Below are 14,552 nucleotides of genomic sequence, written 5' to 3'. Positions count from 1 at the left end.
TATGGTCGGCGAAAGATCAACGCGTCTGAACCGCCTCACTCGGTCACCGCTGACGGCGCCAATGGAGCCTCCGGCGCCTCGGGAGCCGCGATGTCAATCTGGCCCAGATCGAAGATTCGGTCGAGGTTGTACATGCCAATGGGGCCTTCCACCTCAACTCCTCCGAGAACGATCTCCCCGCTGCGGGCGTCAAGCTGCGTCGTGAATACGGCCGGGTTGCAGCCCGAGGCAACATATCCGATGCCCGCGAGGACAAGGCCCGCAGCCACAAGACCGCCCGCCACAGCAAGATAGATCCTCTTTGCACTGGTCATAATGCTCGCCCCTTCCTACGCCATGAGGTGCGCAGCGGACGCACCGTTCTTCTCGCCCCGGCTCTTCCAGAAGGGCGAGACGGCCTTTTTCGCCCAGAGCGCCGAGAGGCGCGCGATCTGCTTGGAGACCGCCCAGGCGCCCGCGCCAACGAGAAGCGCCACGCCGAGAAGCGCGATGCCGCATCCCAGCGTCACGAGTGCGTACGGAATGAGGCCGACCTTAACGCCCACGGTCATGAGCGCGAGGTTTGTGACCCCCACGGCACCGAAGCACGCGGCGATGATCCATACGCAGAGCGCCAGCACCCAGATGCAGACGTAGATCGTGACGGCCACGGCGGCAAAGGCCAGCAACAGCGGCACCCACACGGGCGGCCCCACGATGGTGAGCACCCACAGCAGCGCGGTGCTGCGCCGGCGCGTCCGGGCAATCGCGCGCGGCACGGCGGGCAGGTCGTCGAGCGTGGCCTCCGCCACCTCGCCGGGCGCGCCCATGGCGGCCACGGCCTCCTCCTCGGACATCCCGTCCTCCATGCGGTCGGCGATGGCCTCCGCGTAGAACTGCTTGGTCTCCTCCACCTGATCCGCCGGCAGGCAGGCGAGCAGCTCGCCCAGCCGGCCCAGGAACTCATCGCGCGTCATGGTGCGCCCCCTCCACGTAACGATAGATCTCCTGCACGGACGGCCATTCGGCCAGGAACTCCTCGATGCGCTCGCGGCCGGCGTCCGTGATGCGGTAGTACCGGCGTAGCCGCCCGTTGTGCTCGGCGGAGCGCGCCGTGATGCAGCCGGCCTTCTCCAGGCGCTTGAGCAGCGGGTAAAGCGTGGACTCCGTGAGCCCCATGCTGGCGGGCACGTCCTTGACGATCTGGTAGCCGTAGGACTCCTCGCCGCATAAGGCCGCGAGCACGCAGGCCTCCAGGAAACCGCGCTTCATCTGAGCCTCCATCCGCACACCTCCTCTCGTCATATACTGTGTGAAACACACTATATGACGCATAGTATCCAGTGTCAACACTCATTCAGCAGATTACTGTAGGTCCCTGCCCTATACTGGATACTGGACGCAGTCCGTTCCAACGGAGGCGCAGATGGACATCCCGCACTGGCCCTACTGGAAGAAGAACTCCCTCGGCGGCACGCAAATCTGGTACACGGACCTGCCCGACTGCCCCTTTGACGTGCCCAGCATGGGCGAGAAGGACGAGCGGGCCGTAGACGAGCTCAAGCAGCTGGCCGAGAAGTACGGCGCGAACGCCAAGACGGGTCGAAGCGGCAAGCGGGACGGCGGCGCTCGCCGGCCGCGCTACTGAGGCCGTCGCATCTCCAGCACCGAGGGCAGGAAGCCGTGGCGCTCGTAGAGGCGTCGCGCGCCCTCGTTGCCCACGATGACCCTGAGCTCGACCTGGCGCACGTCGCGCGCCCGAAAGACGCCGTCCGCCCAGTCCATGAGCCGCGAGCCAAGGCCCTGCCCGCGATGTCCGGGCATGACGACCAGCTCGTCGAGATAGCCGCGGTTGCCGACAACGTCTACCTTGCAGAGGGCGATCAGCTCGCCGCACTTCTCGATAACCGCCACCTCCGCCTTGCCCGCAGCGAGGTCTTCGGCGCACTCGCGCAGCTGGCCCTCGATCGGCACGCTGGGATAGCTGCCGCCAAAGTGCGCGGAGACCTCGTTATGGTGCCGCGCGAGCTCGCGATAGAGCGGCTCGAGCCGCGCCACCTCGGGCGTCTTGATGGTTCTGAGCTGGTATCCCATGGCACCTCCTCGCGGCGCATAAAGCATAGCCTAGGTCGCCCCCTCTTCCTCCCGTCCTTCCGGCTATGTACGGAGTTGCAGAGTTGATGTTCTTCTCGTTACGTCGTTTACCTGCGGAAATGTTGCTGCTAGGTACCGTATTAATTCTGCAACTTCGTACACACCCGGAAAGGGACGGGCTGATGGCGAGAAGGACGCCCGGCTCTCAGCGTCAGGACGTGACAGACCCGTTGTAGCGTCTGATGGCGAGCAAGATGATCAGGGCAGGAAGCGCTATGCCCACAATCCCGATGAGCGTCTGCGCACCACTGGCCGCATCCCCCACGAAGAGGGCAAGATACGCCGACACGGCAAACGAGGCCCCGACGACCAGGAGCGCCGGTCCGCACACGAGGGAGAGCCGCCGCTCGCCCTCCGGCGTGAGATTGCTCCGGTGGACGGCCTTGAGCGGAGAGCACGTTCTTCTCGCAACCATCTTGATACCCGCTAGAAGCGATATAACGCTTGCGACGGCAAGCACGACCCCGGAAATCACGGCCTTTCCTTTCCCTTGGAAGGCATATCGTTTGCGGCGCCCCCGCCCGCAAGTCGCCTCAGATCGGCAATGGCTTTGCCCATGTCGACGTCCAGCGTGTCAAAGCCGCCCTCGCTCTCCGGGCTGTTCGTGAACCACACCTCGGAGCCACCGTAGCTGTGCCGCCGCAGGCACGGGCGGTGCGGCTCGCTCCTGCTGTATCCCATGGCACCTCCCCGGGCGACGACGTATGAGCAGTATAGTCTCGGCTCGCCGGAAATGCCGCCGCTCAGCCCAACATTTCGACGAACATCGAACTATACGGCATCCATCGAACCAACGAGGGTATACTCCACCGCAGGAGGTCCGCAGCGAGAGGAGGCGAGATGGTCGGCGACGGGTTCAAGGCGCTCTCTGACCCCACGCGCCGCATCCTCGAGCTTCTCGGCGAGCGGGACATGACGGCGGGAGAGATCGGCGAGCACTTCCCCCAGAACAAGGCGACGCTCTCGCACCACCTCGAGGTCCTGCGCGAGGCGGGCCTTGTGGAGGCGGAGCGCCGGGGCAGGAACGTCCTCTACCGGCTGGACACCACCGTCCTGCAGGGCCTCATCTCATGGTTCCTCGGGCTCACGGAAACGGAGGCTTCGGATGAAGGTTGAGCTTGGGCGCGGCGAGCGCGTCTTCTGGGTCGTCCTGTTCGCGGCGGTGGTCGTCCATCTGGCGGCGTATGCGCTGCTGGCCTACCCCGCCATGCCCCAGACGGTGCCCACGCACTGGGGCGCCGACGGCGCGGTCGACGGCTGGGGCGACAAGGCGGGCACGCTCGCCATGGCGGCCATGCCGCTCGTCGTCGCGCTCGTCATGCTCGCCGTCCCGCGCCTCGACCCCAAGGGGCGCAACTTCGAGCGCTTCCGCGGCGTCTACCTGGGCATGAGCGCCGCGATCACCCTCTTCATGGTTGCCGTCTCGTGGATGACGCCGCTCACCGCCTCTGGCCTCGTGCCCGAGGGAGGCTCGCTCGTCTCGACGGTAATCCTCCTCGCGCTCGGCGCCCTCATGGTCGCGCTCGGCAACTACCTGCCGCGCGTCAAGCCCAACTACACCTTCGGCATCCGCACGCCCTGGACGCTCGCGAGCGAGGACAACTGGCACCGCACGCACCGCTTCGCCGGCCCCGTCTTCGTGGTCGCGGGCGTGGCGATGCTCGTCGCCGCCCTGCTCTCGTCCGTGGCGCCCGAGGCGTCGTTCTGGGTCGGCATGGTGGCGGTCCTGCTCGCGACCCTCGTCGTGGGCGTCTACAGCTTCCTTGTCTGGCGGCGCGAGGGCCGCTAGGGAGGGCGTCGGGAGGGAGGCTGCGATGAGCGAGAAGAACGAGCGGCCGGAGCGGGTGCTCCCCGGCAGGACCGACCCGTGGTTCGTGGCGGTCATGGCAATCGTCGCGGGCGGACTCTCCCTCGGGTGCGTGGCGTGCTTCGCGGGCGCGGGCCCCTCGTCCCCGTGGGGCTGGCTCGCGCTCCTGCCCGTCTCCGCCTTCGCGGCCCTGGCCGCCCTGCCCGTCCGCAGCAACCGCGTCGAGCTCTACGGCGACCGCCTCGTCGTCGTGTACGCCGGGACGCGCACGGCGATCCCCTACGCCCACGTGAGGAGCGTCCGGCGCACCAGGACGCTCTGGGCGGGGACGGCCAACTCGCTCGACCGCGTCTACATCGAGGCGCCCCAAGACGGCGACGCCATCGTCTCGGTGAAGGACAACGACGCCCTCGTGGCGGAGCTCGAGCGCAGGTGCGGCCTGCGGTCCAGCGCGTAACTCACGCCAGGAAAAGAGCGACAAGAGGGGCGAGCCGCTCGGACGGCTCGCCCCTCCCGCAGCACGCTGTTGTTGTGGATCTACGCGGCGTTCACGGGAATCTCCACGTCGCCCACCGTCACGCTCACGATGTCGTGCGCGTCCACAATGCGGTCGTAGGTCGTCGCCTTGGAGACGGTGCTCCTGCCGTCGCCCTGCTTCGTGGAGCCACCGTTGGCGTCCGTGGCGTCGAACGTCGTGCCGTCCGCAAAGGTCACGACGACGGGGAGGCCTATCACGGCCGCCTGCTCAGCCAGGGCCTCGTCGCTCATCTTGCCCGAGGGGCCGAGGTCGCCCATCTGCCGGTCAATCGTGTAGTCCACCGTGACGCCGAGGGAGGACACCGCCACGGCGTCGATCGTGACGGCCGACCCCTGCCACGTCGTTGTCTGGCCCGCCGGCAGGTCGACGGTCGTGTCCACGTAGTTCATCTCGAACTTGAGGTTCCAGTCGCCGGCCGCCAGGGTCTCAATCTCCCCCTCGTCGGTGAAGATCTCGAGCTTGCTCATCGAGAAGCGCGCCGTGCGGCCCACAATGCCCGCGTCGTTCCACGTCTGCACCCCCATGACCTGCACGAGCTGCAGCGTGTTGTCACCGGGGTCGGCGTCGTAGAGTCGGACGAAGCCGCCGCCACTCATCGCGCCGTCCACGCGCAGGAACGCATTCCCCACGTAGGTCAGGGTGCCGCCCTCGTGACGCTCGACCCCCTCGAGCACGGAGGGGTCCTCAAACTCGATGGAGTACGCGACGGCGTAATTGAACCGGTCGCCCACCACGGCCTCGGCCGTCACGGTGACGCCGTTCGAGGTCGCGCTCGCGCCGATCGGACGACCCACGTCGTTCAGGAGCTCGGTCTGGGCCGGCGCGCCGCCGAAGACGTCCGAGAGCACGTCAGCCGGGTTGGGCAGCACGCCCGCCGCCACGGCGACGGTGGCGCCCCCGCCCAGCGTGAGCGCCAGCACGAGCCCGGCGGCGACGCGCGCCCAGCGACGCGGGTGCCGAGCAGGGCGGCGCGCTGGCATGGTCAGGATCTCGGCAGGGGCTTCGAGCTGAGCGTTCTTCTCGGCGTCTCCTGCGGCCGCAGCCGCGCGCAGACTCTCGACCATTCGGGCCTTGGCCTCGTCGGAGAAGCGCAGCCCGTCCAACGAGGCGGTGTAGCTATCAAGCGGGGAAGTCATCGTAGTCTCCCTTCAGGTCGTCTCTCAGCCGGGCGCGGGCGCGGCTCAGGCGCTGGCGCACGGCGGCGTCCGTGGCGCCCACGATCCGCGCGACCTCGCGCGTGGGGTAGCCTTCGTAGTAGTGCAGGTAGACCGCCTCGCGCTGCGGGAGCGGGAGCGCCATCACCGCCGCGAGCACGCGGTCGTCGCGCTGCCGGAGCGCGTCCTCCCCCGGCACCGGCGGTGCTGCCGGCTCCGGCACTGCGTCGAGGTCCGCCTCGGGATGGGCGCCGCGATCGCGCAGCAGGTTCTTGCAGGCGTTCACCGCCACGCGGACGACCCACGCGCGCTCGTGGCCGGGGTCACGGAACGGCTCCTCACGCAGGAGCAGCTTCACGAGGGTGTCCTGGCAGACGTCCTCGGCATCGGCCGTCGAGCGCAGGTAGGTGTAGCACACGCGCAGGACCAGGTCGGCGTAGGCGCGCACGAGCCGCTCGGGGTCCCGGTCCAGCGCGCTCCGGGGGACTTGCGTCTGCATCGAACCCGCCTCCTCTCACGTCCGTCATAGTGCCGCCGGGGCGCGGCCGCCACCCCGTCATCTAATACACACGGGCGCACGCCAGATGTGACGGTGTTTTTGGCCCCCCTCTCCGGTTGTGTACGAAGTTTAGTTTCTGATTCACGGTCCTTCTCGGCGTTTCCGCAGCTCAGCACGCTGGCGAGAAGAACATCAACTCCGCAACTTCGTACACACCCGAAGGGGTAACACGCGTGCCGCGCCGTCATCTCCGATACCGGCACGTTATCCGTCGAAGAAGCAGGCTTGGAGCGAACTTGGTCTGCCGCAAGATTTCTCTAAGACGCCACAGGGTACATCTACCGCACTTGGAAAGGAGATGCAGTGAGCGGAACAAATGTGACGTATTGGGTACAATTCATAACAAATCTAAACAAAATGTTGGAGGCTGTTACGAGTTCACAACTTGCCACCCGTGTAGAAGATGCCGAGGCAGCTCGCTTCCGCGAGACAACCCGCCTGCTGGGCATCACGCCGGCGAATGCGATGCGCATCTTCGTCTCCGCGTTCAATGCCCATCGCGGCTTCCCGTTTGAGGTGCGCCTCCCTGAGCCCAAAATCGAGGCCTTCGCCTCCGAGCAGGAGGCGGCGGAGTTTTCCGATCGACTCGCGCTAAGGATGATGGACGATGCGCGGTGAAATCTGGACGATGAAGGACGACCTCTACGCGAGCAAAGCACGACCGGTTGTCATCGTGCAGAGCGACAAGATAAGAGGCTTCGATTCCGTCGTGCTCTGCTTGATGACAACGTTCGAGAGCTCTGGCATACCAACCCGCGTTCGAGTCGAGCCTTCCACGGATAGCGGGCTCGATCGAACGAGCTTCGTGATGACGGACGCACAGGGGCGCATGGACTTCGCGGAGCTCGCGGCGAGGCTGAGACCGTCGGCGTAAGCGCCCTGGCGGAGCGGGGCCATGCCTCGGCTCACACCTTGAGCGACTGCAGGTACGCCTTCTGCTCCGGCGTGACGCGACGGCTCTCGCGCGCCTTCTGGAGCGCCTTGTTGTGCGTCCAGGCGTCGAGGGCACAGGGCCGCCGCTCAAAGAGAGGCAGCGTTGCCGCAGGCTGCTTGATCAGGGCAAACGAGAAGTACCAGGCACGTGCCATGTTGACGTAGTACTCCGGACGGTCGATGGCGGCCACGAGGTCAAGGTGCCCGGGCTCGAAGGCGTCATCCAGGAAGAGCGTCATGAGCTGGACCACGCCAAAGCGCACCACGTACTCCGGCTCCGCGGCGACCCAGCCGCAGATGCGCCCGAACACTGCCGGCAGGTCGCGCTTGAAGGCGGGGACGCGGATGAGGTCGCAGGTCGCCCAGTTGTCGACGTGCGGGAGAAAGGCGTCGAGAAGGCCAAACGCCTCCGCTGGCGTCTTCGCGAGCAGCCCGATGAGCTCGCCGTGCAGGTTGTTCTCGTCGTAGGTCTCGTGCGGGAGCGCGGCGAGAAAGGCACGCGCGTCGGACGCTCGCTCGCGGGCAAGCTGCTTGGCGTAGCTGCGCAGCGCCGGCGTGCGCACGCCGAGGATGCGCGCGGGGTCGACGGTCGGCACGAGCCCCGCCTGGAAGTCCCGGTACTCAGGGTCGACAAGCGCCTCGAGCTCACGCCGGATGCGCGCGATCGCGTTGTCCATAGCTGCCCCTTCCCGCGCTGTCCATCTCGCCTGGCGCATCTAGTCTGTACACCACGTTATACCGCAGCTCAACCATCGAACGCCGGTTGACGGCACGCGCAAAACGTCAACCAGCACTCCTTTGATTCAACCTCTACTCGACCGCATACTGGAGACGGCAGCCGGCCGCCGCCCATCCACCGCATCGAGGGAGTGCATCATGAACGCAACCGTCAACATCGGCCGCACAATCGCGCGGGAGCGCCGTCACAAAGGCATAACGCAGGAGGAGCTGGCCGCCCACCTGGGCGTCTCCAAGGCGGCCGTGTCCAAGTGGGAACTCGCACAGAGTCTGCCGGACGTGAGCCTGCTGCCGCGCATCGCCGCATACTTCTCGCTCACCCTGGACGAGCTCTTCGACTGGCACGACGAGCTCACGGAGGCGGAGTCCGCCGCGCTCTACGCCGAGGTCTACGCGCTGGGCGAGAAGGACCTCCACGCCGCGCACGACCGACTGCACGCACTCGCCGCCGAGCACTACTCGGACGCGAACTTGCTGCTCATGCTGGCCTCGCTCCTCACGGTGTGGGCAGTCGGCATGGCGACGCCGTTTGCGCCGGCGGGCGAGAAGGACGACGCGCCCGACGCCGTCACACTCATCGACGAGGCGCTCGCCCTGATCGACCGCGTGCTCGAGGTGGCCACGGATCCGGCGACCCTCTACCTCGCGCAGCAGCAAAAGGCCACGACGCTCTTCCAGGCCGGACGCTACGACGAAGCGGCGACGCTGCTGGAGCCGCTCGTGCGCCGGCAGGACGCGGGTGCCCCGACGACGCTCCTCGCCTCAGCCTACCGCAGGCTCGACCGCAACGACGAGGCGCTCGACCTGCTGCAGGCCGAGCGCCTGCGCGCGGCGAGCTTCGTGCTCTCGTCGCTCATGCAGGAGGTTGGGATGCGGGGCGAGGCCGCATTCGCGCGGACGGCCGGCGATGCCGCGGAGGCGGTCTACGCCGCACTCGACATGCGCGCAGTGAACCCGTTCTTCTCGGCAACGATGTCCCTCGAGGTGGCGGAGGTGCTGCGCAAGGCTGGCGAGAAGGACGCTGCGCTCGAGGCGCTTGCGCGAGCAATCGACGCTGCGACCCTGGGGCATCAGGACGCGGCAGACTCTCCGCTCTGGGACCGCATGGACGACCGTTTCGAACCTGCCCGTGCCGGCGAGGCATGGGCAGCTCACAAGTCTCGCCAAGCGGACGAGGCAGGATTGCTCATTCGACAGGGTCTTGCCGAGCGCACGTCGTCTCCTGAGTGGCAGAGGATTGTGAGCGACGATCCTCGTTACCGCGACATTCTTGCGAAGACTCCGCGCTGATGCTCCGCGTGACGATCTCATCCTCGTCGCGCCCGGTCGCCATGCAGTAGACGAGGAAGACGAGACGTACGCCGAGGTTCAGGAACAGCAGGGCGAAGATGAATCCGAGGCCGCCCAGGACAACCTGCCGGATGATCGACGTTGGCCCGACGATGAGAACGAATTTCACAGTGTCGAGCACCCTGAGCGCGAAGGCTGCCACCGCGACCGCAACGATGACGCGCGCGGGCAGCCAGACGCGGCAGACCGCCTGGAGCGACCTGATGGAGCTCATGATGAGTATCGCGAAGACGAAGAACGCCACGCCAAAGCCCGCGGCGCAGCCGAGCGTGAAGCCAAGGTCGACGGGCTGATCGTTCGCCCGTGTCCCCGCGAAGCCGACCGCCGCGCCGAACGCCGCGCCCAGCAGCGCGAATATGACGTACACCACGACGTCGAGACGCCTCTTGCCGTGGATGACGTCACCTGCGTACTGCATCTCGTCGGACGTGGGCAGCCTTACGAACACAGCCATGCGGAGCATCCTTTCCTAAGGGTGCGCCTAGGGTAGTCGCGCGCCACGTGCCGTGCGTAACGAGCCGGTAAGCGCTCTGACAGGGTTTGTGGCGCGGTCCCGTGGGGAAAGGACGGTATCGTAGCCATAGGACAGGCTGCTTTGAATCGGGGAGGCGTTTGCGCGTGCTGTCCGGTCGAACAGGACGAAGCGTTGCCTTCGCGCTCGCCGCGGCGGCGCTCTATGCGCTGAGCACGCCGTTTTCCAAGGTGTTGCTTGCCGATGTCGCGCCAAACATGATGGCGGCGCTGCTGTATCTCGGCGCGGGCGCCGGCATGACGGCGCTTTCGCTCGCGAGCGGCGCACGCGGAGATGCGGGCGAGGTTCGCGGACGGCCCCTCGAGCGCGCGGACGCCCCCTACGTGGCCTCGATGGTCGTGCTCGATGTGGCGGCGCCCCTGCTGCTCATGGCAGGGCTCTTCCTCTCGTCGGCAGAGAGCGTGTCGCTGCTGAACAACTTTGAGATCGTGGCGACCGCCCTTATCGCCCGCCTCGCGTTTGGGGAGCGGGTGGGGGCGCGTACGGCGACGGGCATCGGCGTTATCTCTCTGGCGTGCGTTCTCCTGTCTTGGGACGCGGGCGTGCGTGGGTTCTCCGCTGGTTCGCTTCTCACGCTTGCAGCATGCCTGTGCTGGGGCATCGAGAACAACTGCACGAACAGGCTGTCGGACTGCGATCCGGTTCACGTTGTCGTCATCAAGGGGTGGGGCTCGGGCACCGGCGCGCTTGTCGTGGCGCTCTGCGCGGGCGACGCCCTGCCGACGCTCGTTGACGCGGGGCTTGCGCTCCTGCTCGGGTTCGTCTCATACGGGCTGTCTATCGCCTGCTATGTGCGCGCCCAGCGCGACCTGGGGGCGGCACGAACGAGCGCGTTCTACGCGGTGAACCCCTTCATTGGCAGTGCGCTGGCGTTCGCTCTGTTCCGCACGCCGCTTGCGCCGACGTTTGTCCTCGCGCTCGTCCTTATGGTTGTTGGCACATGGCTTGTGGCGCCGCGTGATCCTAGTGCGCCTCGCCCACCAGCTTGAGGCCGACGACGCATGCCACGAGGCCCGCTATGAGCAGGGCCTTTGCCCACGAGAACGACTCCGCGCCGGAGACGACGCCCCACGCCACCGTGAGCGCGGCGCCGATGCCCACCCAGACGGCGTAGGCGGTGCCCAGCGGAATCGTGCGGACGGCGTGGCTCAGTCCGAGCATGCTCGCGGCAAGCGCGACGACAAACACGATAGAGGGGACGGGCTGCGTGAAGCCCTGGGAGCGGTCGAGGGCCTGGGCCCACACGGCCTCCATCGCGCCCGACACGACCAAAATGACCCAATCCATGACAACCTCCCAGATTATGCGCCGTCTTTGCGATTCTGGTACGGCTGCCCTCGTCAGAGACCCGTTGGGTCGAGGGAATCGTAGCACAGGCGCGCGAGGTTATGTGGTGTGCGTCCCTTGACTGATGGTTCTTCTCGCGTTCTCGCAGTTCAGAGTTGTGGGCGAGAAGAACGGGCCGCTCGGAAAGAGACGCGGACTTCTGCAAGTTCTGCTACGACCACGGTGACTTCACCGCCAAGGGCATGACGATGGACGAGTTCATCGAGGCGACGGCTCCCATGGAGGCCAAGGCGCTTGGCGTCTCCCTCGACGAGGCGGTCTCGCTCATGGCCACGCTGCTGCCGCACCTCAAGCGCTGGCGCGAGGTCGCCGAGAACGAGGAGGCCTACGGCGAGGAGGTCCGTGCCGCCTACGGCGACGAGGTGATGGATGCCGCTAACGAGAAGTACGTGGCGATGGGCGAGGCGGCGCACCTGCAGGCCGAGGAGCTGGCGCTCGCCATCAACGAGCAGCTGCGCCGCGCGATGGAGGCGGGAGACCCTGCCGGCCCGGAGGCGCGCAAGCTCGTCGCGATGCACGGTCACTGGCTGCGCATGTACTGGCCGGACGGGCTCTACACGCCCGAGGCCCACAAGAGCCTGGCCGACGGTTACGTCTCCGACGAGCGGTTCCGCGCCTATTACGAAAAGGTGGCCCCGGGTGCTGCGCAGTTCCTGCGCGACGCGATTCACGCGTGCGTGTGATCTGCCTGAGGGTCGCGTTCTGGTCCTAATAGGACGTGTTCCCTTCCTATCCGGTTATCGGCCCTTGTTCGCCTTAAGCTAGCAAATTGCAAACCATTTACTTTTGCTAGGATATCCTAGCAAAACGAGCTATATGAGAAAATGCTAGGATATTTACCGCGTCATGAGTTACGAAGCGTGACCGGATAAGGGGGCCTTATGTACGAACGAGCTTGTGTGGGCCTGCTGGCGGAGCGCCTCAGCGAGCCACGGCGCTTCATTCAGATCGTGGTCGGCTCGCGACAGACGGGCAAGAGCACCGCTGTGAGCCAGGCGCTCTCTCATGTGGAGACTCCCCGCGTCGAGTTTGCCTTCGACCGCCCGCGGGATCGGCGCGCTCGCAAGCTGGAGGAGGTCTGGGAGTCCGCACGCGAGGCCGCCGTGGACGGGAATGATGTCATTCTCTCCCTCGATGAGGTGCAGAAGGTCCCCGACTGGGCTTCGACGGTGAAGTACCTCTGGGACGAGGACACGAGGTCCGGACGCGGCGTCAAGGTCGTCCTTACGGGATCCTCCACACTCACCCTGCAGCGAGGCATGTCCGAGTCCCTCAAGGGGCGCTACGAGCTCATTCCCTCGACCCAGTGGACCTACGGCGAGTGTCGAGAGGCCTTTGGGTGCACGCTGGATGAGTATCTCTACTTTGGTGGATACCCCGGCGCGGTTCAGCTCCGCGACGACGAGCCCCGATGGGGCGCGTATGTGCGCGATGCCATCATCGAGCCCACGCTGACGCAGGACATCCTCGAGATGGAGACGGTTCGCAAGCCGGCGCTGCTCCGCGCGCTGTTTGAGGTGGGCGCCGCTTATTCTGCCCAGGAGATTTCCTACCGCAAGCTCCTTGGCCAGCTCGACGACCGAGGCAATACGGACACCATCGCCCACTACCTGGAGCTGCTCTCGCATGCGGGGCTCATGAGCGGCCTCAGGAAGTACGACGAGAAGATCATCAAGGAGCGCGGCAGCTCGCCGAGGCTGCTCGTACACGACACCTCGCTCATGGTGGTCGCCTCCGGTGAGAGCAGAGCAAGGCTGCTCGAGGACAGCGATCGCCGCGGTCACCTTGTGGAGACGGCGGTTGGCACCTACCTCCTCGCACGATCGAAGATGGGGCACTTCTCGGTCAACTGGTGGAGGGACGGCTCGGCAGAGGTGGACTTCGTGGTGACGCAAGGCAGGAAGAGGACGGCAATCGAGGTCAAGAGCGGCCGCGTCAAGAGCCTCAAGGGGCTTGGCGAGTTCGTCCAGAGGTTCCCGGGGACCTATGCCCTTGTTATCGGCTCGGACGAGTTCCCCGTGGAGGACTTCCTTCTGGGAAGGGTCCCGCTCTTCCAGTAGCGGTTCTTCTCGCCGTGCTTTGTTGCACCTTGGCCTTGCCCTTCCCTTCTCGGGTGTGTACGAAGTTGCAAAACTAATACGGTACCTTGCGATTACGTTTCCGCAGGTAGACGAGTTGGCGAGAAGAACATCAACGTTGCAACTTCGTACACACCCGGAGGGGGCTAGCGGGGCTCACGCACGACGGCGGCGAAAGCCGAGCGCGGCGATGCCGGCGGCGAGCGCGGCGAGGACCGGCCACGCACCGGCCAGCGCGAACGCACCCACGACCGGGCCGCTCACCGCCGTCGCCGCCATGCCGCCAGCGCGCAGCGCGATCGACTGCACGGAGGCCATCCCGGAGCGCTCCTCGGAGGGCACCGCGTTGTGGAGCACGGTCTGCTCGACCACGCTGCGCGCCCCCAGCGCAACATAGAGCGCCGCGTAGACGACCACGAACGCGACCGCGCTCCCCGCCGCCGAGAAGAGCGCCAGGCAGACGATCGCCGCCCCCTGCAGCGCCAGGTACAGCGCGCGCCGCCCGCCCGCGCCGAGCCGCGCGGACGCCTCGCTCCCCCACCGCATGGCCGCCGCGCTGCCGACCGCCGCCGCAACCATGCCCGCGCAGTTCACAAAGCCGAGCAGCCACGCGCCCTCCGGCCCCACGAAGCCCTCGAAGGCCAGCTGCCAGTACGTCTCCACCATCAGCATGACCACGCCCGCCGAGGCGGACGCCACGAGCACCGTCCGCACGTCGCCCGGCCGCGCAATCGCCGAGCGCATCTCCGCGAGCACGCCCCGCAGCCGCCCGCGCGCCGAGCCCTCCCCGCGAGCGTCTGCCGGGAAGAGCGCCAGGCCGCCGACCAGCGCCGCCGCACCCACGCCCATCACGCACAGAATGAGCAGCGTGTAGCTGGGGTCGAACGCCGCCAGCGCCCCGCCGGCGAGTGCGCCCGCCCCCACGCCCGCGGACTCCAGCAGCGCGAACCGTCCGTTGAGCGCGTCGAGCGCGGCCAGGCGCTCTGCCGCATCCGGGTGCTCCGCCACCACACGGTCCAGCTCGATCGCCTCGAGCGTCCCCGTACGCGCCGCGAGGGCGAGCCCCCGCAGGACGCCGGAGACCGCCACCGCAACGGGGCTCGGGCCCGCCAGCAGCACCGCGTACGTCGCCACCTGCAGCGCCATGGAACACACGAAGACCCGGCGCCGCCCCAGGACGTCCGCCGCGATGCCGCTCGGCACCTCGCAGGCCACCGTGATGACAAGCGTCACGCCGATCGCGAGCGGCAGCGTCTCCAGCGTGGCCCCGCGAGCCAGAAGCAGCAGCGAGAGCACCGGGTTGGCCAGGCCGACCCCCAGGTTGACCAGCAGGAACACGAGCGCGTGCGAGACGGGCAGAACACGGTTCTTCTCCATGACGGA

22 protein-coding genes are annotated in these 14,552 nt (G+C 67.0%); 10 read left to right on the top strand and 12 right to left on the bottom strand.

Going from position 1 to position 14,552, the window contains the following annotated elements:
* Positions 1 to 35: 35 nt before the first annotated feature.
* Genes H6A07_RS03330 through H6A07_RS03320 form a run of 3 tightly spaced genes read right to left on the bottom strand, consistent with a single transcriptional unit; the run spans position 36 to position 1,251 of the window.
* A complete protein-coding gene (locus tag H6A07_RS03330) occupies positions 36 to 314 on the bottom strand; it encodes a hypothetical protein (RefSeq protein WP_204813484.1) in 279 nt (92 codons plus the stop codon).
* 15 nt (positions 315 to 329) lie between these two features.
* Positions 330 to 956, bottom strand: coding sequence for a DUF1700 domain-containing protein (locus tag H6A07_RS03325; protein WP_204813482.1), 627 nt, complete (start codon positions 954 to 956; stop codon positions 330 to 332).
* Positions 943 to 1,251, bottom strand: coding sequence for a PadR family transcriptional regulator (locus H6A07_RS03320; RefSeq protein ID WP_239471039.1), 309 nt, complete (start codon positions 1,249 to 1,251; stop codon positions 943 to 945). The genes H6A07_RS03325 and H6A07_RS03320 overlap by 14 nt, the downstream gene beginning before the upstream one ends.
* A 154-nt stretch (positions 1,252 to 1,405) precedes the next feature.
* On the opposite strand from H6A07_RS03320, the gene H6A07_RS03315 reads away from it, so the two are divergent.
* Entirely contained in the window at positions 1,406 to 1,627 is a 222-nt protein-coding gene (locus H6A07_RS03315) for a hypothetical protein (RefSeq protein WP_204813478.1), read from the top strand.
* Here the strand turns inward: H6A07_RS03315 and H6A07_RS03310 are convergent.
* The 3 genes from H6A07_RS03310 to H6A07_RS03300 all read right to left on the bottom strand — a co-directional run bounded on the left by H6A07_RS03310 (position 1,621) and on the right by H6A07_RS03300 (position 2,814).
* The gene (locus H6A07_RS03310; RefSeq protein WP_204813476.1) at positions 1,621 to 2,073 is read right to left on the bottom strand and encodes a GNAT family N-acetyltransferase; all 453 of its coding nucleotides are present in this window, start codon (positions 2,071 to 2,073) and stop codon (positions 1,621 to 1,623) included. The two genes, H6A07_RS03315 and H6A07_RS03310, sit on opposite strands and share 7 nt — an antisense overlap.
* 211 nt (positions 2,074 to 2,284) lie before the next feature.
* Positions 2,285 to 2,608, bottom strand: a complete 324-nt coding sequence (locus H6A07_RS03305) for a hypothetical protein (RefSeq protein ID WP_204813474.1) — start codon at positions 2,606 to 2,608, stop codon at positions 2,285 to 2,287.
* The gene (locus H6A07_RS03300) at positions 2,605 to 2,814 is read right to left on the bottom strand and encodes a hypothetical protein (protein ID WP_204813472.1); all 210 of its coding nucleotides are present in this window, start codon (positions 2,812 to 2,814) and stop codon (positions 2,605 to 2,607) included. The genes H6A07_RS03305 and H6A07_RS03300 overlap by 4 nt, the downstream gene beginning before the upstream one ends.
* 159 nt (positions 2,815 to 2,973) lie before the next feature.
* Here H6A07_RS03300 and H6A07_RS03295 point away from each other — a divergent pair, with 159 nt between their 5' ends.
* From H6A07_RS03295 to H6A07_RS03285, 3 genes are read left to right on the top strand one after another with little or no spacing between them, the layout of a single operon-like run.
* Positions 2,974 to 3,249 (top strand): autorepressor SdpR family transcription factor, encoded by a 276-nt coding sequence (locus H6A07_RS03295; protein WP_204813470.1) that lies wholly within the window; start codon positions 2,974 to 2,976, stop codon positions 3,247 to 3,249.
* Complete coding sequence (locus H6A07_RS03290; protein WP_204813468.1) at positions 3,239 to 3,922, top strand: SdpI family protein; 684 nt, start codon at positions 3,239 to 3,241, stop codon at positions 3,920 to 3,922. Before H6A07_RS03295 ends, H6A07_RS03290 begins: the two co-directional genes overlap by 11 nt.
* Before the next feature lie 25 nt (positions 3,923 to 3,947).
* The gene (locus H6A07_RS03285; RefSeq protein ID WP_204813465.1) at positions 3,948 to 4,397 is read left to right on the top strand and encodes a PH domain-containing protein; all 450 of its coding nucleotides are present in this window, start codon (positions 3,948 to 3,950) and stop codon (positions 4,395 to 4,397) included.
* Positions 4,398 to 4,477: 80 nt separating this feature from the next.
* Here the strand turns inward: H6A07_RS03285 and H6A07_RS03280 are convergent, their stop codons facing one another.
* Entirely contained in the window at positions 4,478 to 5,614 is a 1,137-nt protein-coding gene (locus H6A07_RS03280) for a DUF4179 domain-containing protein (RefSeq protein ID WP_204813463.1), read from the bottom strand.
* A complete protein-coding gene (locus tag H6A07_RS03275) occupies positions 5,598 to 6,131 on the bottom strand; it encodes an RNA polymerase sigma factor (RefSeq protein WP_204813461.1) in 534 nt (177 codons plus the stop codon). Before H6A07_RS03275 ends, H6A07_RS03280 begins: the two co-directional genes overlap by 17 nt.
* A 363-nt stretch (positions 6,132 to 6,494) precedes the next feature.
* On the opposite strand from H6A07_RS03275, the gene H6A07_RS03270 reads away from it, so the two are divergent.
* Both H6A07_RS03270 and H6A07_RS03265 read left to right on the top strand, forming a co-directional pair.
* Positions 6,495 to 6,809 carry a type II toxin-antitoxin system RelB/DinJ family antitoxin gene (locus H6A07_RS03270; protein WP_342636549.1) on the top strand — a complete coding sequence of 105 codons (315 nt, stop codon included), beginning with the start codon at positions 6,495 to 6,497 and terminating at the stop codon, positions 6,807 to 6,809.
* On the top strand, positions 6,799 to 7,065 hold the full coding sequence (locus H6A07_RS03265) for a type II toxin-antitoxin system PemK/MazF family toxin (RefSeq protein ID WP_204813459.1): 267 nt from the start codon (positions 6,799 to 6,801) through the stop codon (positions 7,063 to 7,065). Before H6A07_RS03270 ends, H6A07_RS03265 begins: the two co-directional genes overlap by 11 nt.
* Positions 7,066 to 7,096: 31 nt before the next feature.
* Here the strand turns inward: H6A07_RS03265 and H6A07_RS03260 are convergent, their stop codons facing one another.
* Complete coding sequence (locus H6A07_RS03260) at positions 7,097 to 7,801, bottom strand: DNA alkylation repair protein (RefSeq protein ID WP_204813457.1); 705 nt, start codon at positions 7,799 to 7,801, stop codon at positions 7,097 to 7,099.
* Positions 7,802 to 8,000: 199 nt separating this feature from the next.
* Here H6A07_RS03260 and H6A07_RS03255 point away from each other — a divergent pair, with 199 nt between their 5' ends.
* Positions 8,001 to 9,152: a helix-turn-helix domain-containing protein gene (locus tag H6A07_RS03255; protein WP_204813455.1), complete on the top strand. Its 1,152-nt coding sequence runs from the start codon at positions 8,001 to 8,003 to the stop codon at positions 9,150 to 9,152.
* Here H6A07_RS03255 and H6A07_RS03250 read toward each other — a convergent pair.
* The gene (locus tag H6A07_RS03250) at positions 9,049 to 9,666 is read right to left on the bottom strand and encodes a hypothetical protein (protein WP_204813453.1); all 618 of its coding nucleotides are present in this window, start codon (positions 9,664 to 9,666) and stop codon (positions 9,049 to 9,051) included. The genes H6A07_RS03255 and H6A07_RS03250 overlap by 104 nt on opposite strands.
* A 164-nt stretch (positions 9,667 to 9,830) precedes the next feature.
* Here H6A07_RS03250 and H6A07_RS03245 point away from each other — a divergent pair, with 164 nt between their 5' ends.
* Positions 9,831 to 10,733 carry an EamA family transporter gene (locus tag H6A07_RS03245; protein WP_204813451.1) on the top strand — a complete coding sequence of 301 codons (903 nt, stop codon included), beginning with the start codon at positions 9,831 to 9,833 and terminating at the stop codon, positions 10,731 to 10,733.
* Here the strand turns inward: H6A07_RS03245 and H6A07_RS03240 are convergent.
* Positions 10,708 to 11,031, bottom strand: coding sequence for a DMT family transporter (locus H6A07_RS03240; protein WP_204813449.1), 324 nt, complete (start codon positions 11,029 to 11,031; stop codon positions 10,708 to 10,710). The two genes, H6A07_RS03245 and H6A07_RS03240, sit on opposite strands and share 26 nt — an antisense overlap.
* A gap of 155 nt (positions 11,032 to 11,186) precedes the next feature.
* Between H6A07_RS03240 and H6A07_RS03235 the strand changes: the two genes are divergently transcribed.
* Positions 11,187 to 11,774 carry a TipAS antibiotic-recognition domain-containing protein gene (locus H6A07_RS03235; RefSeq protein ID WP_204813447.1) on the top strand — a complete coding sequence of 196 codons (588 nt, stop codon included), beginning with the start codon at positions 11,187 to 11,189 and terminating at the stop codon, positions 11,772 to 11,774.
* Between the two features lie 198 nt (positions 11,775 to 11,972).
* Positions 11,973 to 13,151, top strand: coding sequence for an ATP-binding protein (locus tag H6A07_RS03230; protein ID WP_204813446.1), 1,179 nt, complete (start codon positions 11,973 to 11,975; stop codon positions 13,149 to 13,151).
* Positions 13,152 to 13,325: 174 nt separating this feature from the next.
* On the opposite strand, the gene H6A07_RS03225 is transcribed toward H6A07_RS03230, so the two are convergent.
* A complete protein-coding gene (locus H6A07_RS03225) occupies positions 13,326 to 14,546 on the bottom strand; it encodes an MFS transporter (RefSeq protein ID WP_204813444.1) in 1,221 nt (406 codons plus the stop codon).
* Positions 14,547 to 14,552: the final 6 nt, after the last annotated feature.

It is taken from the genome of Olsenella uli (assembly GCF_016899935.1).
Classification (GTDB): Bacteria; Actinomycetota; Coriobacteriia; order Coriobacteriales; family Atopobiaceae; genus Thermophilibacter; species Thermophilibacter uli_B.
This window is presented reverse-complemented; position numbering and strand designations above follow the sequence as displayed.